The organism is Corynebacterium sp. HMSC055G02 (genome assembly GCF_001809065.1).
GTDB lineage: Bacteria > Actinomycetota > Actinomycetes > Mycobacteriales > Mycobacteriaceae > Corynebacterium > Corynebacterium jeikeium_D.
Genome location: NZ_KV795675.1, coordinates 21,072 through 43,942, shown reverse-complemented (window position 1 = coordinate 43,942; position 22,871 = coordinate 21,072). Strand labels below are relative to the sequence as shown.

Sequence of the window (22,871 nt, the reverse complement as noted above, 5' to 3'; positions counted from 1 at the left end):
GCTAGGCTAGCCTCAGTGCCTCCTCAGCAGCTGGCAGGGCAGCTTCGCGATCAGCTTTGACCAGCCCCAACCGTGTGCGGCGATCGAGAATATCGTCGACGCTGAGAGCTCCCTCGTGCGTCACATGCCAGGCGAACTCGGCGCGGGTGACATCGAGACCCTCCGCTACCGGGTCAAGCGCTCGGTCGAGCGGGCAGGATTCGATGACCTCGAAGGATTCGGCACCGTAGCGATTAAACAGCGGCATCGGGATACGGCCAGCAGCGGCGGCGGTGCGAGCGCGGTCGAGCTCCTCTGGCTCGGAGCCCAGCACAGGGATGGTGCGGGTGGAGCACGGAGCAAGCGAAACACCAAGCTTTTCCGCAACCTTGTCCACGGTTTGCTCAGCCATAAGACGGTACTCGGTGAGCTTGCCACCAGTAATGGAAATCAGGCCGTTCGGGGCCTCCAACAAGGCGTGCTCGCGGGAGAGGTCAGCGGTGTGTGCCTCGCCGGCGTCGATGAGCGGACGCAGGCCGGCGAAAGCACCGATGACATCGTCACGAGTGAGCGGAACCTCGAGTGCCTGGTTGATGACATCGAGCAGAAAAACGATGTCATCCTCCGGCACTTCCGGCTCGTCCGGAATCGGGCCCGGTGCATCCTCGTCGGTCAGGCCAATGTAGACGCGGTTGTGCTCTGCGGGCAGGACAAAACAGAAACGGTTGGTGTGACCAGGAACCGGTACCGTCAGAGAGCCGGTAGGGTTGCCTAGCTTCGCGGCGTCAAGAACCAGGTGCGTGCCGCGAGATGGGCGAATCTTGATGTTCGTCGCTAGGTCTGCGGCCCACACACCAGTGGCATTGACCACAGCGTGAGCCGGCAGCTCGAAGGAATCGCCAGTGAGCTCGTCGATTAGCGTGGCGCTCGTTCCAGAGGCGTTCTCGCAGCGCACCCGGGTCAGAATAGTTGCACCGTAGCTAGCGGCGGTTCGAGCGATAGTGGTGACCAAGCGTGCGTCGTCACGCAGCTGACCGTCGTAGTTGACGTAGCCGAATTTCACGTCGCGCTTACGGACGGTCGGCGAAAGCTGGCTGACTCGGCGGGAACTGACAGTGCGGGACAACGGCAGGGTAGTGGCGGAGGTACCAGCGATAATGCGTAGAAAGTCACCGGCCAAGAAGCCTAAACGCGGCAAAACCCGGGTCAACGGTGCGAATTTGTCCATCACCGGTACAACCTGTGGCAGGTTATGCACCAGGTGCGGAGCGGTGACGTCGAGCAGCGCACCACGTTCAATAGCTGAGCGGCGAGCGATACCGACATTGCCACTGGCAAGGTAGCGCAAGCCCCCGTGGGCGAGCTTCGATGACCAACGAGAGGTGCCGAAAGCGAGGTCCTTCGATTCGACGAGAACGGTTTTCAAACCCCTCGACGCCGCATCTAAAGCGATGCCGACACCAGTAATACCGGCGCCGATGACCAGCAGATCTGGGATGTCGCCCTTAACGGTCTCTTCGCGTAGACGATTCAAGTCCGCTTGCCGACGAGCCTTGTTCAAAACCGCAGCTGAGCGATCGCGCTGAGGAGCGTGCGTGGCAGTCATAGTCTTTCTTCCTCGACTTTCCCGAAGACGGTAATAGTGATGAAACTATCTGGCGTAAGTGATGAAGTTGTGGAGTGCGTAGTGAGTGTGAACTATTTCGGGCGTACCCCATTGCAAGGCGCTTAGAAATAGACTAAGTTGTTCATTATCAACGACCGGCACGGATATTGATTCAAGAAATCTTTCTTAGTTGCGAATCATTTCCCGGGATTACAAGGAAGGAGACACCTCGATGGCTATGCACCCAGCGTCCAACCGCTCTGAGTCCATGAACCGAGCTTTCGCTGCTATTGCACCATCGCTGCAGATGTGTTGCTGCTGTCTCCAGTCCGTGCCACCCCAGACAGGTCGTAACTAGAAAAGCACGCTTAGGTATTTAAAACGCCACGCTGTTTGCGGTCGCACGGACGAAATCGCACCGATTGAGCCGACCATCCCACTATCCGGGCATCTTCGCTTGGGATCCCAGGAAGAAGCGACAGCGACAATGACCGCAGCACTTGAATCTTTTACCCTTGACGATTACGTTTCACTGTTTATTTATGACGGCCCAACGTCGCCGGAAATCTACGCCAGCGAACTGGTCAGTCTAGCTCGCTAGCCGAAGCCGGCGGCAACAGGGTTAAATCATGTTGCCGTCGTAACGCTCTTCCAAGGAGCGCGGACCGGTAGCCAACTTGCCCGGGTTGAGGATGCCAGCAGGGTCGAGTTCGTCCTTAATTGCACGCATGACCTTGGCGAACAACTCGGTGTTCTCCTCGTAGTACTGCGGGCTGTGATCCTGGCCAATGCCATGGTGGTGCGTGATGGTGCCGCCAAAGTTCATCATGGCCTCCGACGCCGCGGTCTTGATGTCCATCCACTGCTGGAGAATCTCGCCCTCGGTCTCGCGGAAGAAGTACGTGAAGTACAGCGAGCAGCCGGATTCGTACATGTGCGAGATGTGGCAGAAGACGTACACCGGGGTGCCGTGCTTCTCGCCAGCGGCTTCCATTGCGGAGGCGATTTCGCGGCGCAGTGTAGCGGCGTTATCCCAGGTGGTGGCGGTCTCCAGGGTGTCGACGCCGACGCGGCGAGTCATCATGACATCGCGCAGGTACGGCGAGGAGAAGCGGTGGTTAACCCAAGCCATGCCCGGGATGGAGCCCATGCGGACGCACTTCTTGGTCAGCAGGCGGGCGGCCAGGCGCTCACGGGTGACGCGGGCGCCGACCGGATCAGTCTGTGCGAAGCCAAAAATCACCATGCATGGGGTGTCGATTCCACGTAGCTTCAGGTACTTTGTGACCTTCTCAGACATGCTGGCGGAGCCCAGCTGAGTGAGGCCGAACAGCGTCTCCTTCTCGTCGGAGATGCGCGCTAGGTGCGGGATATTGCCGCTCTGCTCCAGCTTGCGCAGCTCCTCGGCGGCTTCCTCAAAGGAGTTGAAGAAGTAGGTGTCGAAGAGCATCTCCTTTTGTGGACGCTGATTCAGGGCAATCGTCACATGCGTGATGATGCCCAGGGTGCCCTCCGAACCCAGGAAAAGCTCACGCGGGTTCGGGCCGGATGCCGACGACGGCATGTCGCGGAATTCCATGGTGCCGGCTGGCGTGACGACGCGCATGCCAATCACGTTGCGGTCGATACGACCGTAACCAGAGGATTCTTGGCCTGCCGAGCGGCAGGAAACCCAACCGCCGACAGTGGAGTACTCGAAGGACTGCGGGAAGTGACCAGCGGTGAAGCCGGCCTTGGACAGCTCCTTTTCCAAGTCGGGGCCGAAAACGCCGGTCTGGGCGGTGACAGTGCCAGCGACCTTGTCGATGTCGATGATCTTGTTAAAAGCGGTCATGGACACCGCGATGGCCTTACCCATGCCTCCGTCAACAGCCTCCACGCCGCCGACGACCGAGGTGCCACCACCGAAGGGGACGACTGCAATCTTGCGCTCAGCGCATACCTTGAACAGGTCCTCGATGTGCTTTTCAGTTGTCGGTAGTACAACAGCATCTGGGGCGACATCGAGCTTGGCTGCGCGAAGGCGAACCAGGTCGGGGTAGGAGCGTCCGACCGCGTGCTTGACGCGGGTGTCGTGGTCGGTGGCGACGGCATCCGCGCCGACAACAGCGCCCAGGGCTTCGATATCCTCGGCGCTGAGGCGGCTATTGGGGATGGTGACGTCGGCGATGTTGCGCGGCGGGTTGTTTGCGTCCAACGACATACCGATTTCGCGCTGCAGTAGCTTCTCGCTGGCCGTGGTGATTGGCTTGTCGTTGCCGTCAACACCCCAGCCCCACCAGCGCATGCGGTACGGAATCGTGAGCTTGTTAGACATCCTGAGCTTCTCCTTGGGCATCGGTGCTGCGAGTCTGAACTGCGGAATTATATGTAACTTGCACGGAAGCACATCTTTACATCTTTTATTATAGCGGTATTACGTTACGTTTTATCAAAAAATGTCAATCAATCTTGGTAAGCTTTAGTTAGATGCATTAACGCACTCCCATAAAGGCCAGTATTGACCGGTCAAAAGCCCACGTAAAAGTAGGTATTTCTTCGATGAACGCTAACGACAAGGATCTCAACTACCCGCTGGGAACAACTGAGATTCGTACCCTTGCTCTGGTCACTAACCCCCACGCGGGTCATGGCGCCTCGCAGATTGCGTCCGCCCGGGCGAGCCGGGTGTTCGCGGATCGCGGCATCGATGTCATCGCTCTCCAAGGTGCTAACCCCGACGACGCCCGCAAGCTCATTCGTGAGGTCATCGCCGACGGCCGAATTGATGCCCTGGCAGTCTGTGGTGGCGACGGCATGATTAACCTCGCACTGCAGGAGCAGGCACAGACCGGCATCCCCCTCGGTATTATCCCGGCCGGCACCGGAAACGACCACGGTCGCGAATACAATCTGCCGCGTGGCAATGCTCGCGATGCCGCTCACGTTATCGCCGATGGCTTCTGGACGACCACTGACCTCGGCCGCATCACCAATGAGGCAGGGGAGCAGCGCTGGTTCGGCACTATCATGTGTGCCGGCTTCGACTCGATTGTCTCCGACCGCGTCAATCAGATGACCTGGCCGCATGGCCGTAACCGCTACAACCTGGCCATCGTCCGCGAGTTCTTGGCTTTCCACTCGCTGCCATTCCGCATCACGCTCGATGACAATCGGGTTCTCGAAGATCCAATCACGCTGGCCGCCTTCGGTAACACCCGTTCTTATGGCGGTGGTATGAAGATTTGCCCGTCCGCAGACCACTCCGACGGACTGATGGATATCACTGTCATCGGCAAGGCCGGGCGCATCAAGGCCGCCCTGGCCTTCAAGTCCGTGTTCGACGGCACCGTTGAAAAAATCGGGGAGGTCAGCACCTACCGCGCCAAGAAGGCTTACGTGGAATACATCGGCCCGCCACGCCAGATGAACGCCTACGCTGACGGCGACCTCATGTTCCCGATGCCGGTCACCGTCGAAATTGTTCCGGGCGCTGGCCGCTACATCGTTCCCCGTCCGTAAAAGGGCGCAGGAGTGCCCGTCGTCAAGCGTTTCCTGCATGCTTGACGACGGCGCGTTACCCCTTGATGCCGTATTTCTTCAGGCGCAGACGATCCGCCGCCGAGGCCGAAGCCGTCAGGCGTAGCAACTCGGCGTAGATACCGTCAGTCTGCGCCAATTCTGCGGGTGCGCCCACCTCGTCGACGTGACCGTCACGCAGCGTCACGATGGTGTCCACATCGGAAATTGTGGACAGGCGGTGGGCGATGATAACCGTTGTGCGTCCCTCCATCAGCTTGTCCAAGCCTCGCTGAACTTCGCGTTCGGCCTTGGTGTCTAGCGCCGAAGTGGCTTCGTCCAGGATGAGCAGGGGAGCGTCCTTCAAAATAGCGCGCGCGATGGCGATGCGCTGCTTCTGGCCACCCGAGAGCTTCAGACCTCGCTCGCCGATAGTGGTGTCGTAGCCTTCGGCGAAGCTGCGGATGAAGTCGTCGGCGTTGGCCTTCTTCGCGGCGGCAATGATTTCTTCGTCGGTGGCGTTGGGTTTGCCGTAGGCGATGTTTTCCCGAATCGTGCCGGAGAATAGTGACGAGTCCTGGAACACGACGGCAGAGCCAGCACGCAGAGTGGAACCGGAAACCTCGGAGACATCCGACCCCAGCACGCTCAAGCGGCCTGCGGTCGGGGCGTAGAAGCCGAGCAGCAAGTTGACGATGGTGGACTTGCCGCCACCCGACTCGCCGACCAGGGCGATTTTCTGGCCCGAGTACGCCTGGAAGCTGACATTGGAGAGCACCGTCTTGTCCTCTTCGTAGGCAAAATCCACTGCGTCGAAGTCGACAATGGGAGCGCCAATTGCCTCCTGTTCGGCTGCGCGTTCCAGGGAGGAACGGTGGGCGCTGTCGACGGACTCTGCGTCTGCGGTGGAACTAACGGACGCGGAGTCGAAGTCGCCGTTATTCGCGGTCGCTGCACTGAGCAGCTCCGGCTGCGTGCGGGTCTCTGGAGTAAGCTCCATGACCTTGAAGTAATCGCGCGAACCGGCGACTGCGCGTTGGGCAGCGTCGACCAGGAAGCTCATCATGGTCACTGGTTGGCGCGCCATGTTAATCAGCTGAATGAGCATGACCATGGTGCCGATGGAGAATTCTCCCGACAGCGTACGCAGGAAAAGCAGCAGGTAAATGCCTGCGAAGATGATGTTCAAAATACCCCCGCGAAGGGCATCCATGCGGTGCCACCACGTTGACTGATCGCGGGTCAGGGAGATGGTGCGGCGGAAGCGGGAACCAAAGAAAGCGATTTCGCGCAGCTCTGCAGTGAAGGAGCGGACAACCTTGACTTGGCCGATGACCTCGGCAAAACGGCCACCGGTGATATCGATTTGTTCGTTCTTTTTCGCTTCAATCTTCTGCCAGCGCTTCGAGGTCAGCGCGGTCAGCAGGGTGTAGACCGGGAAAACGATAATCAACAGCACCGCCAGTGGCCAGTAGTGCCAGGCGGTGATGCCCAGTACCGCGCCGACGGTCAACAGCATTGGGAAGAAGTTGTTGGAAAACGCCTGGAGGAACTGCGTGATATTGGTAATCGAGCGTTCCAGGCGGGAGATAATTGTGCCGGTGACCTGACTGTCGAAATAGCGTTGCGGCAGCGACAGCAGCTTTGCATAGTAGCGGGTCGACAGAATCTCGCGCATGCGCGCAGTCATCACATCGCCCAGGTAACCACCGATGTTATGCACGATGGTTTGCGTCAGATCTGCGATTAGCAGCCCGATGACCAGCCAGATTACCGTGCGAGTGGTATCGGACATCGCCGCCTGGCTCAAGCCTTCATCGCTGGACACCGCGCCGACGATGGCGTCGGTGGCATCGCGGATGAGGAAGGGGCTAATCAACGACGCGGCGGCGGTGGCCAGCGAACAGATGATGACCCCGATATAGAAAGGCCAGAGCACTCGTGTAGTGGACAGGATTCTGCTGAGCAGACGCACGAAAGACCTCTATCTTGCGGGAGGATCACTCCCGCTATGAAATTACTGCGACAAAAGCCCTATCCTAACAGCGAGCGCACAGCACCAAGCGGCAGCGGCAGCCAGTTGGGGCGGTTCTGAGCTTCGTAAAGGCACTCGTAAATGGCTTTATCCAGCACAAACGCCTCCAGTAGTGCCGGGTCGCTGGCGTCGCCATAGCCTTCCAGGAAGGCATCGATATTGCGGCGAGCCCACTGCTCAACACGCTCGGTAGCCGCCTCGGTGTCTTCACGTCCGGTCAGCAGCGGGTAGTGAGCGGCGTAATCGAAGGAGCGAATCATGCCGGCGATATCGCGTAGGCGGTGATCCGGCAGCCGGCGCTCCTCCCACGGGCGCGACGGCTCGCCTTCGAAGTCAATCAAGCGCCAAGAGCTCGGCGTGCGCAATACCTGCCCCAAGTGCAGATCACCGTGGATTCGCTGGACGACGGCGCCACCTTCCGGAACCGCAGCCTCCGCGCGATCGAAGATAGCCTGAGCCTTATCCTTGACCTCAGCAATTTGTGGCACAACACCAGCGACGAAATCCAGGCGAGCTCGCAGTGGGGCTACCAGCTCCGCACCGGTCAGGCGCTCCTTTACCGCAACAGCGGCAGCGAGGCTGCTGTGTACCGAGGCTACTGCTTCGCCGAGCGCACGTGCTTCGGATGTAAAGTCGGTGCCCAAATCTTCCAGCGGGGTCTGACTGTCGCGGATGGCATCGCGAACTGCGCCAAGAGCCAACTCCCAGCCATCGACCGAGTTCGGTGCGAATTCCTGCAGCATGGCGGTGGTGTAGGTGTCTTCGCCAATGGTGGTCTCTACCCAGGAGTAGAGCTCAGGGACGAACTTGCAATCTGCCTGCGCGAGAGCGGCCAGCAGCTCCACATCGGCATTAGTGCCGGGGTAGAGGCGACGGAAGAACTTGCACATCACGCGGTCGTCGAAAATGACCGAGGTGTTCGACTGCTCGACTCCCATGGGGCGGCCGGATTCCGGTCGGAGCTGCTCAGAGCCCGGCACACGCCGCAGTTCCATGCGGCCGAGCTTGCCTTCGTCGGAAAGCTTCTGGCCGAGTGCTGTGATGGCATCCGAATCGATCAGAGCGTCGTAGCCGACGATGCCCTCGGCGCGAACCAGCAGGGACTGCTCGTGGCCATCGGGGACGTCCTCCGCCCAAGCGATGGGCAGCTGATAGGTCGGTGCAGAATGTGCGGTGTGCACCCTCACCAATGCGATATCGACATCGGGACTGTCGGGATTGTCGCGCAGTACGGGGTCAAGCGCGAGGATCTCGACGTGGTCGATGTCAGAGACCTTGTCAGCGAAAAAGCGCATCTTGACCAGTGTTTCTGCCAGCTCTTCGGCAATGAATTCGACGGTGGGAATAGTCATTTTAGTTCTTTCGCCTTTCGGGACTTAAAAGATCACTCTTTATTATCGGCGTTTGTGACGGCATCGGCGGCGGCATCGGCGGCCGTGCCGGAGTGCTCGCGTGATGACGTCACCGGCGCGTCCGATATCGCCTGCGCAACCGGGATTGTCGGCGCCGACATCGAGGCGCTCGATTCGAGGTTTGTCTCTGGCGGCAACTGGATTTCGAACCAGTAGAAACCGTGGCCAGGAAGCGTGATCTGGTAGGAATCAGTGCCAATCGTGGGGATTGGAACCGAACCCGTGAGCTCTACCGGGGTGGCTCCGGCGAACTCGGACAGATCCAGCGAGACGGCCGCGGGGTAGGAGGACAGGTTGTTGACGCACAGCAGCACTTCGTCGCCGTATGTGCGCAGATAGGTCAGAACAGAGGCGGTGTCGCTATTCAGCTCGCGGAAGTCACCGAGGCCAAAAGCCTCATAGCGCTTGCGGACCTGGATCAGTCGACGCACCCAATTCAACAGCGAATTGGAGTAGCTCGCTTGGTTCTCGACATTGACCGCCTGGTAACCGTAGGTCGCATCCTGAATGGTCGGCAGATAGAGCCGACCGGGGTCGGCCTTGGAGAACCCGGCGTTGCGGTCGGGCGACCACTGCATCGGTGTGCGCACGCCATCGCGGTCGCCGAGCCAAATGTTGTCGCCCATACCAATTTCGTCCCCGTAGTAGAGCACCGGCGAACCCGGCAGGGAGAGTAGCAGGGCATTGAAAAGCTCGAGCTGAGTGCGGTCATTTTGCAGCAGTGGCGCTAGACGACGGCGAATGCCGATGTTGGCCTTCATTCGCGGATCGTGCGCATACTCGGCGTACATGTAGTCGCGCTCGGCATCGGTGACCATTTCCAGCGTCAGCTCATCGTGGTTGCGCAGGAAGATTCCCCACTGAGCCGAAGACGGAATCTCTGGCGTAGACTCCAGGATCTCCGAGATGGGGAAGCGGGACTGCTTTCGCACCGCCATGAAAATGCGTGGCATGAGCGGGAAGTGGAAAGCCATGTGGCATTCGTCGCCGCCGACCTCCGGGTCGCCGAAGTATTCCACCACATCGGAGGGCCACTGGTTGGCCTCCGCCAGCAGGACGCGACCCGGGTATTCCTCATCCATGACCTTGCGGCAGCGCTTCAGAAAAGCGTGGGTCTCGGGCAGGTTCTCGCAGTTAGTGCCTTCGCGCTCGAAGAGGTAGGGCACAGCGTCGAGGCGGAAGCCATCGATGCCGAGATCGGACCAGAAGCGCAGCACATCGAGCATCGCTTCCTGCACCGCCGGATTGTCATAGTTCAAATCCGGCTGGTGGGAGAAGAAGCGGTGCCAGTAGTACTGGCCACGCACCGGGTCATAGGTCCAGTTGGAGTCCTCGGTATCGACGAAGATAATGCGTGCGCCCGAGTAGGTGTCCGGGTCGTCAGTCCAGACATAAAAATCGCCGTAGGGGCCATCGGGGTCAGTGCGCGACTGCTGGAACCACTCATGGCTATCGGAGGTGTGGTTCATCACCAGGTCAGTAATAACGCGGATACCGCGCGCATGGGCCTCGTCGAGAAGCACCTTAAAATCCTCGACCGTGCCAAACTCGTCGAGCACGGCGCGGAAGTCGCGGATATCGTAACCGCCGTCGCGCAGCGGGGAGTCGTAGAAAGGCGGCAGCCAGAGGCAGTCAACGCCCAGCCATTGCAGATAATCGAGCTTCTCCGTCAGCCCTTTGAGGTCGCCGGAGCCGTTGTTGTCGGAGTCGAAGAAGGCCCGGACGAGCACCTCATAGAACACCGCGCTGCGGTACCACTCGTAATCTTCCTTGGCGATAGTCATGCATCCCAGCGTAATGACTATGCCACTAGCCTGCAGAGAGAGTTTTCCTGCGAGATCCCACAAGACCGTGCGAGATGGCCGTCCTGGGAGACCTCATTAAACAGCATTCTAAACAGCCTTGTGTTCCTGAATTAACGCAGCGAGCTGGTACGCATCATCCAACTTCAACTCCGTTGCCACCGGAGTGACCGCTCCCGGCACCATGTCGATCCGCACGTTCGCCACTCCCGCCGCTTTCTTCAGCGGAGAAATGGTTAGTGTATGCCCCTGGATGCGCTGCCAGGGGACCATGAACCGCGTATGCCAGAACCGACCCTTGGTCACTAACAGCCCCCGCTTCGTGGCCTGCACCTTTTGAAATTTCCAGTCAATTGGGCTGAGCCACCATGCCGTGCGTGGAGTCTGCCAGGAGCCCAGCAGGTCATCGGTAGAGGCCGGTCCCGCAATCTCAGTCATCAGGTAATCGACAATCGTGTCCGTCTCCGGTGTCGGCGCCACTGGCACCAGTGTGTTGTTCGACTGTGCACTGTCCAGGCCATAGCCCGCCACGGAGACATCCGCACGGGACCACCTCCACGGACGCCACCAGAGCGGTTGCACCACTTTAAAGCCATGAATGCGATCGATCGGAATGGTCTGAGCGCGCGTCGACAACAGTCCGGCGGTAATCGCCAGACGCCTGCTTTCCGACGACACCTTCAGCGTGAAATCCCACGACTGATTTAGTACTCCGAAAAGGCCGAGCGCGAAACTGCCAATCACAATCAGAGTAGTGATGGTTACTCCGCTGAGGATTTCCACGATGAAGTCGGTGAACAGCGCAGAGACAACGGCGAGGAGGATAAGAGCTATGCCGACGAAAAGACCGGGTCCAATGGCCACGGATGCAATCAGCCGTCCGACATTGACCGGGCCAAAGATGGTCTTCGCGTCGGACATGCGGGAGGACATGTGGGCGCTGGAGTCTTGAGCAGCGGCGGGGCTGTCGCCGTCGTAAAGCGAATGTGCCAGTTCGGTGTCCAGCTTTTCTACCTCACCCAACACGTCGGCGCGGAACTGTTCGCACTGCGGGGGAGTGAGGTATTTGATTGTGAAGTGCGAATCGGAGCCGCCGGCTGTTTCAATGACAATTTCGGCGAGCCCGAAAATGCGCGCCAACAATGGTTGGTTGATATCCACCGCCTGCACGCGGTCGAGCCGTGCCGCGCGTCGAGAACGCAGTAGCCATCCGGAGCCGTAGCGAACCTCATCGTCGGTGAGTTCGTAGAACGTATACCGCCAGGATAGCCACGAGAAAAATGCAATCAGACCAATAATTATGGCGACCGCACCGGTACCGACAAGGAGACCGAGCCATGCCCAGTCGTAGAGCTGAGTCACGACAGCAACGGCCAACTGCCACTGATTCGCGACTGCGAATGCAATCACCGCAGCGATTGTGGCGAAGCTTTTGAGCAGCGGAGATAGGGGATGAACTCTATGCCTCATTTAAAGACCCGCCATCCGGTCGTGGGCGCGCTGAGATAGACGAGCGCGCAGGGCGAGCGCTTCTTCGCGTGGCAAACCGTGGACGGCTGCATCCGAGCTCGCCGATGCTGTGTTGAGCTTCAGCGTTGCCAGTCCGAATAGTCGAAGGAGAGGTCCTTCATCGATGTCAATGAACTGGATTCGTCCGTAAGGGACAACAGTGACCGAGCGCCACCAACGTCCGGACGCAACGATGAAGTCGTTGTCCTCTTCGAGGTATCGGTGGGCACGAACTCGTCGACCGATGAGCCAGTAGATATATGCGAAGTAGAGCACGCAGGCGAGGACGCCCAACCACATCCACGGAGTCCACATCACAGCGGCGACGACGGATGCAATCGTGATAACTAGCAGGGGAGCGGCGTGCGCGACTCGCTTCACCTTAGCCAGCGCGGGGTCGACCGGCTGCAGCGCGGAATTCTCGGGGACTAATAAATCAAGCGGCTCCATAGTTGACAGTTAACCACAGAGGGTAAAGCTTGCGTCTGGCCTGGTGCTTCGGTAAGAACGGTGGCTATGGATCGCAGGAAACTCATAGCAGTACTTATCACGCTGATCACCATTTTGGTCTGCGTCGAGATTTATCGGTACATGCAGACTTTGCCAGCTTAAGTCGCTGGGCTCAGTTGTTGAGCACAACAGCACAGCGCTAACCAGCGCAAGCCTCACCCGCCTTATGCCTTATGCGCCAAAGAGCTGGCGCGGAGCCGCCCACGCATCGATGGCAATGTCCTCGACTGCCTGGGCGTCAGCGCCAGCAAAGGTGGTCACCTTGCGGTCATTGTTGTAGCGGGGCATGTGTGAGGTGCCTTCGCGGATGAACTCGACCGCCACTTGGTGGAATGGATGGTTGGGTTCCTTCATACCGAAGAAGCGTGCAATGTCGATGCAGTGCGGAGCACCACTGGTGCGGCCAGCAGGTGCATAGCCCAACCCTTCTCCCGGTTCGAACTGTGCCGCCCACACATCCAGCTCAGCCGCCACGGACCGTTCGGCGACTTTAACAGCGTATGAGCGAATCGCTGAGTCAGAAATGACATTCCCCATCGGACGTTCGGCATAGGCGGTGGCCGGAAATTCGCCGTGGCCGCGATGCCCCTTGGCGTAGCGCCGAGCCATCCACTCCCGCATGGGCAACTTGTCCATCGCCACAACCGGCGGTTCTGAGAAGAACTCTTCGCTGGTGGCAGTCACCATCGTTGGCAGTGTGGGAGCAAAGCTGTCAAAGCGAGGCCCAATTGCCGGATCCGAAGGTGAGGATGCCGACACCAATTTCTGGGCTCGAGCGACCCTGCGTTCGTCGGCACGCGAAAAGACGTCGGTGGACGGCGCACGTCCCACACCGATGCCCGCCAACGTGCGGCGGAGACGCGAGCCCGACAGCAGCGAGAAGGCCGGCGACATGGCGATGGTGCGCTGGATCTGGCCGCGAGTGCGTTCGTCGGCAGCGAGAGTGAGCGCCAGCGCCGCACCCGCCGATTGCCCCGAGATAGTGATGTTGTCGATATCGCCGCCGAAGGCAGGCGCGTTACGACGAGCCCACTGCAGCCCCAGATACAGGTCATCAATGGCCCGGTAGGTCTCTGTTTCACTGTCGCGCCAGAATCCCTCGAGGCCCTTGCGGTATCCGAGCGAAACGGTGACGATGCCTGCCTGTGCGAAGGCCGTCGCGTCCGTCCAGGGCTCGGAGGGATGCCCAAACTCGTAGCTACCACCGTGGATCCACAGCAATACGGGATAGGAAGCGTCCGCGGGCTCAGCCGGTGCGGTGACGGTGAGAACTAATTCGCGCTCGGGTTCACAGCGCCGAGTGCCTGACTGTGGCCCGTCAGCCACCGGTGCCGACGCGGCGAACGGAGCAGCATCTGCGTAATCGATATTGAAAACTTGTATTGCGTCATCGTGAATACGGCCGGTTAGCCTCCCACAGGGAGCGGAAATAGTCGTCTCTGTCATGGCGGAAAACGCCTCCTCGTCACGGTTGGTCCTGCCAGAACGGCGGGGAGCCTGTTTCAGACGGTAGGCGCACTCTGGTTTTTCGAGCACGCTACAGTTGAATTCACTATGACCAATGATGCACGAAATCCACTGTTGACACCGTCAGAATTGTTCTGCGAATTGCCAGATTTTGCGGCAATCGATGACAGCCACGTCCGCGAGGCCTTTAGCGAAGCAATGCGCAGCCATGCACGCGAGATCGACGCCATCGCCACGTCGTCGGAGGCGCCGACCTTTGTTAATACCATCGAGGCAATGGAAAAGGCGGGCCAGGATCTGGACCGCGTCGCTGCTTATTTCTTCAACGTTGCCGGCACGGACGCCACCGATGTCCGCATGGAAATTGAAGCCGAGATTGCCCCGCAGCTCACTGCACACCTGGATCAGATTCGCATGCGCAGTGACCTGTGGCAGCGCATCAATGCCATCGACAGCGTTGAGGATGCCGCCAATCCGGAAGAGGCGAAGCTGCTGCTGAAGAAAGTCCGCGAAGACTTCCAGCGCGCCGGTGCGGACCTCAGCGACGAGGACAAAGCCGAGCTCAGCCGCATCAATTCCCGTCTCTCTGAGCTCTCCACGGCTTTCGGTGAAAACCTACTGAAGGACACCGTCGCGCGCGCCGTGGAGATCTACGACCGCGAGGAACTCGCCGGGCTTTCCGACGACGCCATTGCGTCCTTCGCCGCCTACGCGAAAAAGGCCGACACCGATGCGCCGTGGCTGATTCCGCTGGACCTACCGTCAACTCCGGCACAGCTGGCTGACCTGGATAATCCGGCTACTCGCGCCAAGCTCTATGAAGCCTCACTGGGGCGTGCGGGTGCTGCCTCCGGCACGTTCGACAACTCCGGCATTGTGCTGGAAATGGCGCGCCTGCGTGCCCGCCGTGCCAAGCTGCTCGGCTACGACACGCATGCGGATTACGTCATTGCCAAGGAGACGGCAACCACCGCAGAGGCTGCTCGGAAGCTCATTGCAGACCTGGCGCCAGCTGCCATTGCCAATGCTGAAGGCGAGTACAAGCGGGTCGCTGATCTGGCTGGCGGTGAGACGGTCACGGGCGCTGACTGGCCGTATTGGGAGCGCCGTCGTAAAGCGGAAGAATTCGCAGTCGACACGGAGGAACTCAAGAACTACTTCGAGCTGCACCGTGTCATCGAAGACGGCGTGTTCTACGCTGCCCGCAAGCTCTACGGCATCGAGGTAGTCAAGCGCGAGGACCTGCAGGGATACGCGCCGGGCACGACCGTGTGGGAGGTACGCCAGGGCGGAGGCGAGACCATCGGCCTGATTATTACGGACTACTTCTCGCGCCCGACTAAGCGCGGTGGTGCATGGATGAGCTCGTTTAGGGACCAGTCCCGTCTGCTGGGGCGCCTGCCAGTCGTGGTCAACGTGATGAACATCGCCGAAACCGAGCCGGGAACCCCGGTGCTACTGACGCTCGACGAGGTCACCACTGCTTTCCACGAGTTCGGGCACGCCCTCCACGGTCTGCTTTCCGACGTCACGTACCCGACCTTCTCGGGCACTAACGTCCCGCGCGACTTCGTGGAATTCCCCTCCCAGATTAACGAGAACTGGGCACTTGAGCCATCCATTCTGGCCAATTACGCCGTCCACGTTCGTACCGGTGAGCCGATCCCGGCCGAGCTAGTCGAGTCTGTGAAGAAGGCCCGCACCGCTGGTGAGGGATTCGCCACGGTTGAGTACCTCGCCGCGTGCGCCATCGATCTGGCCTGGCACAGCCTCACCGAGGAGGAAGCAGCTCAGGTCACTGATGTTGATGCCTTCGAAGCGGAAGCACTCGCTGAACTCGGCCTCGACGTTCCCCACCTGGCTCCGCGTTACCGCTCCCGCTACTTCAACCACATCTTCGCCGGCGGTTACTCGGCGGGCTATTACTCCTACCTGTGGGCAGAGGTGCTCGACGCGGACGGTTTCGGTTGGTTCACCGACAACGGCGGTGCCACAATCAGCGGCGGCAGCCACTTCCGCGAGGAGATTCTCTCCCGTGGTGGCGCCATCGACTTCATGGCCGCCTACCGTGCCTTCCGAGGTCGCGATAAGGACATCCAGCCGCTCCTCGAACGCCGCGGGCTGTCGGGCACTGATGCCTAGCTTCACGCTTTACGACGAGCCCCGCGACCGCCGCCCACTGGTTATTCCGGTCACCGGCAGGGTAGGTTGACACTCATGGCAGAAGCATTCGACAGAGTAGGGCAGTGGCTTATCCAATTGCCACTGCTTGCGCAGGTCAGCGTGCTATGCGTGGTTCTCCTGGTAGTCGGAGGGTTTCTTGCTTTCGTTCTCGTTGGCGCAATCGATGTTGTCAGCGGACGTCTGTGGCAGAGGTCGGTGCATCGGCGGGAGCGTTCGCAGGAGCGTCGAGGAGCGGGCAGCGAGAGCTAGCCGAAGAGGTAGTGGCCTTGCGGATAGCTCACCGAGAGACCCGATGAATTGAGCTGGGAGAAGCCCCCTTTAAGTGTTGGGTCGCTATCGCTGCCCTAAGGTATGTCTTAAAGTATTAGGAAATTTGCCCAACAGGCTAGAGTTGGGTAGTTCGCAAATATTTCGCAGTAGGGAGCTGAGTTAGCATGCATCGGTCGAGGCACTCGAAGGTCCTACTTGCCCTAATCGTTTTGCTTCTTCTCATCCTCATCGCTGGTGCAGTCACCGATTTCCAGTTTTAGCCTCGGTTTTAGTGCCGGGCATATAACCTGAAAGATCGGTGAACAGCAAAAATGAGGGATTAGTCGCTCACGAACCAATTAACGCTTGAATCCGGGGAAGCGAGGCAGGTCCTCGACAAGCACGGCCTTGCCCTCGGCATCGGTTAGCGGAATGCACCAGTTCGGGTACTGGTCGTGGCTCGTGCCCGGCTGGTTCTGAGTACGACGATCGCCGACCATGTCCACCAAGGCCTCACACTTCAGCGCGGATGGCGTCTGGTCGAGGAAGCGGTGCAGCCCCGTGACCAGTGCGTCAATTGTTGGCAGATTATCGCGGGTAAGGGAATGAACATCCATGTCCGCCGCAGCCGTGTCACCAAAGCAGCCGGCTTCCTTGGCCGCACCCAAAACCTTTCGAATCCACTCGAAGTCCCGGCGGTCTTCCTCCGCGACGTCGGAAAGCAATAGTCTCAGGCGTTCCCGTAGCTTGATGTGCTCGCCTGCGAGGTAGCCTGCCGTCGGCGGCAGATCGTGCGTGGTGACGGAGGACAGGCACAGGCTGCGGTAAGCGCTTGGTGGTTTCGGCTGGTCGCCCTCGGATTCAAACCACACGATCGAGGTGCCCATGATGCCCCGCGAGGCCAGGTAGTCCTGCACCCACGGCTCGAAAGTGCCCAGGTCTTCGCCTACGACGACGGCCCCAGCGAGCTCGGCCTCAAGTGCGAGAATGCCGACCATTGCCTCGTGGTCGAAGTACAGGTAGGTGCCATTGACGGGGGACTCCATCCGCGGCATGACCCAGAGGCGGAACATACCCAGCACGTGGTCAACACGAATGCCACCTGCGTGGCGAAGGATTGTGCGCAGCATGTCGCGCCAGGGGCGGTAGCCGGCCTCGGCTAGCTTGTGCGGGTTCCACGGCGGCTGCGACCAGTCTTGGCCGCGCTGGTTAAAACCGTCTGGCGGTGCGCCAACAGAGATAGCAGGAGCGAGCCAATCCGCAAGGTTCTCGGCATCCGCGCCGCCAGGGTGCACGCCGACGGCAAGGTCGGCCATGATGCCGATGCGCATACCCGCATCCAGGGCTGCCTCTTGTGCCTGGCCGAGCTGCTGATCGAGAATCCACTGCACCCAGAGGTGGAACTGGAAGATTTCCTCCCGCAGAGATTCGACACTGGCGTGGTTACCCAACGGTGGAACCAACTCGATATCGTTCTCGGTTACGGCACCAGAATCGGAAGTGGCAGCGCGTGCAGCATCGCGGGCAGCAGCGCGATCCGCGAGCTCGCGCTCGGTGCACCACGACGCGTAGTCGTATATGCCACGGCCCTCGGCCTCCAGCCAACGGTCAAATTCCGCCTGGCGTGCGCTGGACAGGGGAATCTTGTGAATTGCCCGCAATACCTTGAGCTTTGCAGCGTAGATGGGGTTGCGGTCAATCTCATCAGGGCTGTGATTGAGCTGGTGGAAAGAGTTCGCTAGCGCACGGGCTTCATCGGCCTCGTCCTTGTCCAGGTACCCGAACTCGTCGATAAGCTCTGGGCGCGCGTACAGCGGATTGACATAGCGGCGCGTGGTGGGCAGGTACGGCGAGTCTTCTACCGGAGGCAGTGGCTCTGCGGCGTGCAACGGATTGATGAGGACGAAATCAGAGCCCGCGTGCTCTGCACTGACCTGTGCCAAGTCGCCGAGGGTAGCGAAATCGCCAATACCCCAGCTGCGGCTGGAGCGTACCGAGTACAGCTGTGCCATGACACCATGCGCAGGATTCTGCACGTACTTGTCGGCAGTGGCGAGACGGTTGGGGGTTACGGCCACATCGCACTCAGCGACGTTGTCATCGTTGACTGCGCGCAAGCGATGCCAACCAAGTGGCAGATCCTCTGGAATTGCGAAGGCGGCTTCACCCATCAACACATCGCCGACCTGGCGTGGCGGTACCAAGTGGTGCACCTGAGCGCAGGGCCATTCTGCGCCGTCCTCCAGTTTCACAGTCACGCTGACATTGCTGCCGTGCGGTACGTGAACCAGAACTCGGTGGAAGATGCCCTGGCGGGTAACTACCACGGGCGGGAGAAGGCGAGACCACTGCGTGTCTGCCCACTCACGACGGGCGTCGTTGATGTCGGCATCGCTGGGATCTGGGCCCAGATCGATGTCGAGAGCAGCGAGAGTTTTTAGCACTGTCTCACGAGAGACGTGCACGAGTTGGCCCTCGGTGGAGTAGTAGGAAACCCCAACTCCGACATCTTTAGCGAGGTCGGCGAGTGGAGAGGAAAGGGGAGGATTGGAAGCTGCCTGTGTCACCCTTTCCATCATGCCAGTTTAGAAAAACTTTGCCAGTAGTAAGGTAAATCACTTCGTTATCGAAATATTTACTGAAATCACAACGGCGCAGGGTTTGATGTTCTAAGTTGATTCCTAACGAAACCAACGACGGACAGAACTACCGAAAGTAGGGGTTTGTAACTCGATGCGTGAATATACTACCGAGGCGAAATACGTCATCGGCGAGGACGAAACGATTATTACCTCGCTGCAGGAGCTGGTGCAGAAGCGCCCGAAGCTGGTGCTTTTCACTCGCCCCAAGAACTTTGAGTGGGTAAATGTCACTGCTCAGGAGTTCTATGACGAGGCAAAGGGCGTCGCTAAGGGGCTAATTGCCAACGGTGTTCAGCCGGGCGACCGCGTAGCGCTGCTCAGTGAGACTCGCTACGAGTGGAACCTGATCAATACCGCTATCTGGATGGCAGGCGCTGCTGTTGTCCCGATTTACGGCTCTTCTTCGTCTGGCCAGATTCGTTGGATTATTGAAAACTCCGGTGCTGTTTTCGCATTTACCGAGTCGCGTGAGCACACCGACCGCATGAAGCCTCTGCTGGTCGAAAAGGGCACCGAGAACCCGGAGGGCGAGTCTCAGCTGCGTCGTGTACTGGAGATTAACGCTTCCGCTACTGACACCATTAGCTACGAAGGCCGTGACATTGACGGCGACGAGGTCGAGCGCCGCATCAAGGACACCAAGGCCGACGACCTGGCAACCGTGATTTACACCTCCGGTACCACTGGTCGTCCGAAGGGCTGCGTGCTCCTGCACAGCAACTGGCTGGCGGAGGCCCGCGCCATCCTCACCAACGAGATTGGCCTGATTGCCCGTCCGGGGAACCGCATTCTGACCTTCCTGCCGTTGGCGCACGTGTTGGCTCACGCAGTGTCCCTGGCTTCGATGATTTCCGGTGCTACCCAGTCTCACTGGGCCGATACCAAGACCGTCACCCTGGAGTTCCAGCGTTCCCGTCCGCACATGATTCTCGGTGTGCCGCGCGTGTTCGAGAAGGTTCGTGACTCCGCCTACGCCTCCGCTAAGGAGAAGGGCGCATTCGGTCTGGCCATGTTCGAGCGTGCTGAGGCCACCGCCATCGAGTACTCCAAGGCGCTGGATACTCCGGCAGGTCCGTCGCGTGTCTTGAAGCTGCGTCGCCAGCTCTACGATCGCCTGCTGTTCTCGAAAATTCGCGCAGCTATGGGTGAGGCCGTGCAGTACACCATTTCCGGTGGTTCGGCTCTGTCCTCTGACCTCGGGCACTTCTTCCGTGGTCTCGGTGTGCCTGTCTACGAAGGCTACGGTCTGACTGAGTCCACGGCTGCCGTCACCGTGAACAACCCGAGCGAGCAGATTATTGGTACCGTTGGTCGTCCGGTCGGTGGTTGCTCCGCCGCTATCGCTGATGACGGCGAAGTTCTGCTCCGTGGTCCGGTTGTGTTCGACCGCTACTGGAAGAACGAAGAGGCAACCAAGGAAGCCTTCATCGACGGCGAATGGTTTAAGACTGGTGACCTCGGTGAGCTGACCGAAGAAGGCCACCTGAAGATCACCGGCCGCAAGAAGGACCTCATTGTCACCGCTGGTGGTAAGAATGTCGCGCCGGGCCCGATGGAAGACCGCATGCGTGCGCACCCGCTGGTGTCCCAGGCAGTCGTCATCGGCGATGGTCGTCCGTTCGTCTCCGTGTTGGTCACTCTCGATGAGGAGGCACTGGAGAAGTGGAAGATTGAGCACTCCGTCCCCGAGCACACCTCGATCCGTGAACTCGCTGCCTCCAGCGCAGTTTTGCGCGCCGAGATTCAGGACGCCGTCAACTCCGCTAACGAGCTGGTTTCTCACGCAGAGGCCATTAAGAAGTTCCATATTCTGGACAGTGACTTCACCGAGGAAAGCGGCGAGCTGACCCCGACCATGAAGGTCAAGCGCAACATTGTCATGGACAACTACTCGCGTGACATTGAGGCTCTCTACCAGCGTTAATTCACGGTCTACCCGCTGCCGATAGAAAACGGCAGCGTGTTGTTACCGCGCTAGCGCCCCTCACCCCATTAAGGTGAGGGGCGCTAGAAATTTTTAAGGAGTTTTCAGTTTTCGAAAGTCGGCATTCGTCAATGTTCGTCGATATTCGAAAGCGGAAGACTGCAATGATGTCACCGGCGCCGAAGATGTCGTGGGAGGGCGGGCAATGATTAACCACTTCGATGCTCGGCTACGCCTGCGCGAAGTGACCCAAGAGCTCTACGACATTGGTGACGAAGTTGCCGAACACATCGAGCACCTTGCTCAGGCGGTTGCTGATGTAGATCGTGAGCTGGTGGACGAATGTGTCCTCGAGCTCGCTGACATCGTCGACGAGGCCGTTGAGGACTGCCGCCCTCTGATTGGTGAGCTTGATGGTCTACGCCAAGCGTTTACCTCCGGCATTCGCTCGGGGCGCATCGGTACTCTTTCCTCCGCTTCGACACCGCGGCGACACCCACATCCGGCACCGAAGTCGCCGGATGTGCAGTCACTGTCGCTCATTCCGGCTCCTTTGAAGCATCCGGTTGCAGTCCCTACGGTCACGCAGGCAATGATTGCTCGCTCCGATGCCGTGGCTTCTTACCTGGAGGAACTCGCCGACTGGGTTTCCGCCGAAAACATCCGAGGCGTGGAAAAGCTCGGTAGTGTGGTGCTTCCGCAGCTTTACGCACAGTCTGGCCGCCGTGCACTGTCCGCTGCCGCCGCTTGGTGTGTTGCTGTTCCCGAGACTCATCCGGCAGTTGCCAATGCGCTGCGCGGCCGTAGGCCTCCGGAGTTCCTGATGGAACGTGCCCGCATCGATGAAATTGTCCGCCGCGTCAAGCAACGTCGAGCCAAGGAGCATGCGTGAGCGAAGCCTCCGCACACACCGATTCCTTCGGTGTCTACTTACACGTCCCATTCTGTGCCACCCGTTGTGGCTACTGTGATTTCAACACGTACACGCCAGGTCAGCTGGGCAGTGGCGCAACGCAGGGAGACTACCTCGATGCCATCGTGGCTGAGCTCGAGATGGCCGTCGTAAAGCACCCCGAACTAGCGCGTGGCGCCGATACCGTATTCGTCGGCGGTGGTACGCCGTCGATGTTGGGGGCGAGTGGTCTTCGTCGCCTGCTCGACGGTGTGCGCAACAGCTTTGGGCTTGCCGACGACGCCGAGGTCACCACCGAGTCGAATCCCGAGTCGACCTCCCCGGAGTTTTTCGAAGGCTTGGCCGAGGCAGGGTTTACCCGGGTGAGTCTGGGCATGCAGTCGGCTGTGCCGCATGTGCTGGCCACTCTGGATCGTACGCACACGCCGGGGCGTCCTGCGGCGGCAGTGGCGGAGGCACGCGCGGCCGGCTTTGAGCACATCAACCTCGACGTTATCTATGGCACGCCAGGGGAGTCGATGGCGAACCTCGATACGACGTTGGAGGCAGTCCTGGCCACGGACGTCGATCATGTTTCGGCGTACTCACTGATCGTCGAGCCGGGTACCGCGATGGCGCGTAAGGTCCGTCGTGGTGAGCTGCCGATGCCTGACGACGACGATCTCGCCGACCGCTACGAGCGCATCGATGCCGCACTGAGTCAAGCCGGTTTTTCCTGGTACGAGGTGTCCAACTGGGCAAAACCGGGCGGCCAATGTCGTCACAATATGCTCTACTGGCGCGATGGAAATTGGTGGGGTGCGGGCCCCGGTGCACATTCGCACCTGGATGGCACGAGGTTTTACAACGTCAAGCATCCGGCTCGCTACGCGGCGACCATTTCCGGCGGAGAATTGCCGATTAAGGATTCAGAAGGGCTAACGGCCGAGGATCGGCACACTGAGAAGATTATGCTGGGCCTCCGCTTGGCCGAGGGTATCGATGCCAATCTGCTCGGTGAGGATGAGCTGGGCAAGGCACGTCGGCAAGCGGAAGCGGGCATGGTGGAGTTTGTTTCCGTCGATGGCGGCCAGCGGATTCAGCTGACCAATCGCGGTCGTTTGCTGGCCGACGCCATAATTGTTGACATCCTTAGTTAAAC

At 59.7% G+C, this 22,871-nt stretch carries 15 protein-coding genes; 6 read left to right on the top strand and 9 right to left on the bottom strand.

Translation table 11 applies throughout. From position 1 onward, the window contains the following. Position 1: 1 nt before the first annotated feature. Positions 2 to 1,585, bottom strand: a complete 1,584-nt coding sequence (locus tag HMPREF2547_RS09975) for a glycerol-3-phosphate dehydrogenase/oxidase (RefSeq protein ID WP_070605713.1) — start codon at positions 1,583 to 1,585, stop codon at positions 2 to 4. Between the two features lie 622 nt (positions 1,586 to 2,207). After that, positions 2,208 to 3,902, bottom strand: a complete 1,695-nt coding sequence (locus HMPREF2547_RS09970) for an FAD-binding oxidoreductase (protein ID WP_083296892.1) — start codon at positions 3,900 to 3,902, stop codon at positions 2,208 to 2,210. 224 nt (positions 3,903 to 4,126) lie between these two features. Between HMPREF2547_RS09970 and HMPREF2547_RS09965 the strand changes: the two genes are divergently transcribed. Beyond that, a complete protein-coding gene (locus tag HMPREF2547_RS09965; protein ID WP_049170694.1) occupies positions 4,127 to 5,086 on the top strand; it encodes a diacylglycerol kinase in 960 nt (319 codons plus the stop codon). A gap of 55 nt (positions 5,087 to 5,141) precedes the next feature. Here HMPREF2547_RS09965 and HMPREF2547_RS09960 read toward each other — a convergent pair whose 3' ends face one another. The 6 genes from HMPREF2547_RS09960 to HMPREF2547_RS09935 form a co-directional block, all read right to left on the bottom strand. Continuing rightward, positions 5,142 to 7,058, bottom strand: coding sequence for an ABC transporter ATP-binding protein (locus HMPREF2547_RS09960; RefSeq protein WP_070605711.1), 1,917 nt, complete (start codon positions 7,056 to 7,058; stop codon positions 5,142 to 5,144). A 59-nt stretch (positions 7,059 to 7,117) separates the two neighbouring features. Beyond that, on the bottom strand, positions 7,118 to 8,470 hold the full coding sequence (locus tag HMPREF2547_RS09955; RefSeq protein ID WP_070605709.1) for a maltokinase N-terminal cap-like domain-containing protein: 1,353 nt from the start codon (positions 8,468 to 8,470) through the stop codon (positions 7,118 to 7,120). Positions 8,471 to 8,502: 32 nt separating this feature from the next. Next, entirely contained in the window at positions 8,503 to 10,314 is a 1,812-nt protein-coding gene (gene treS, locus HMPREF2547_RS09950; protein WP_070605707.1) for a maltose alpha-D-glucosyltransferase, read from the bottom strand. Positions 10,315 to 10,422: 108 nt separating this feature from the next. Continuing rightward, positions 10,423 to 11,742, bottom strand: coding sequence for a PH domain-containing protein (locus HMPREF2547_RS09945; RefSeq protein ID WP_070438709.1), 1,320 nt, complete (start codon positions 11,740 to 11,742; stop codon positions 10,423 to 10,425). Between the two features lie 60 nt (positions 11,743 to 11,802). Beyond that, on the bottom strand, positions 11,803 to 12,291 hold the full coding sequence (locus tag HMPREF2547_RS09940; RefSeq protein ID WP_049170706.1) for a PH domain-containing protein: 489 nt from the start codon (positions 12,289 to 12,291) through the stop codon (positions 11,803 to 11,805). Positions 12,292 to 12,522: 231 nt separating this feature from the next. Further along, positions 12,523 to 13,797 carry a carboxylesterase family protein gene (locus HMPREF2547_RS09935; protein ID WP_049170708.1) on the bottom strand — a complete coding sequence of 425 codons (1,275 nt, stop codon included), beginning with the start codon at positions 13,795 to 13,797 and terminating at the stop codon, positions 12,523 to 12,525. Positions 13,798 to 13,905: 108 nt separating this feature from the next. Here HMPREF2547_RS09935 and HMPREF2547_RS09930 point away from each other — a divergent pair, with 108 nt between their 5' ends. Beyond that, entirely contained in the window at positions 13,906 to 15,960 is a 2,055-nt protein-coding gene (locus tag HMPREF2547_RS09930) for a M3 family metallopeptidase (protein WP_016423125.1), read from the top strand. Between the two features lie 75 nt (positions 15,961 to 16,035). Then, positions 16,036 to 16,251: a hypothetical protein gene (locus HMPREF2547_RS09925; RefSeq protein WP_042388817.1), complete on the top strand. Its 216-nt coding sequence runs from the start codon at positions 16,036 to 16,038 to the stop codon at positions 16,249 to 16,251. A 359-nt stretch (positions 16,252 to 16,610) separates the two neighbouring features. Here HMPREF2547_RS09925 and malQ read toward each other — a convergent pair whose 3' ends face one another. Beyond that, positions 16,611 to 18,830 (bottom strand): 4-alpha-glucanotransferase, encoded by a 2,220-nt coding sequence (malQ, locus tag HMPREF2547_RS09920; RefSeq protein ID WP_070605705.1) that lies wholly within the window; start codon positions 18,828 to 18,830, stop codon positions 16,611 to 16,613. Between the two features lie 154 nt (positions 18,831 to 18,984). Between malQ and HMPREF2547_RS09915 the strand changes: the two genes are divergently transcribed. The 3 genes from HMPREF2547_RS09915 (at position 18,985) to hemW (ending at position 22,869) form a co-directional block, all read left to right on the top strand. Beyond that, positions 18,985 to 20,817, top strand: coding sequence for an AMP-dependent synthetase/ligase (locus tag HMPREF2547_RS09915; RefSeq protein ID WP_016423122.1), 1,833 nt, complete (start codon positions 18,985 to 18,987; stop codon positions 20,815 to 20,817). Positions 20,818 to 21,022: 205 nt separating this feature from the next. After that, positions 21,023 to 21,709: a hypothetical protein gene (locus HMPREF2547_RS09910; RefSeq protein WP_016423121.1), complete on the top strand. Its 687-nt coding sequence runs from the start codon at positions 21,023 to 21,025 to the stop codon at positions 21,707 to 21,709. Continuing rightward, complete coding sequence (hemW, locus tag HMPREF2547_RS09905) at positions 21,706 to 22,869, top strand: radical SAM family heme chaperone HemW (protein WP_049170714.1); 1,164 nt, start codon at positions 21,706 to 21,708, stop codon at positions 22,867 to 22,869. The genes HMPREF2547_RS09910 and hemW overlap by 4 nt, the downstream gene beginning before the upstream one ends. Positions 22,870 to 22,871: the final 2 nt, after the last annotated feature.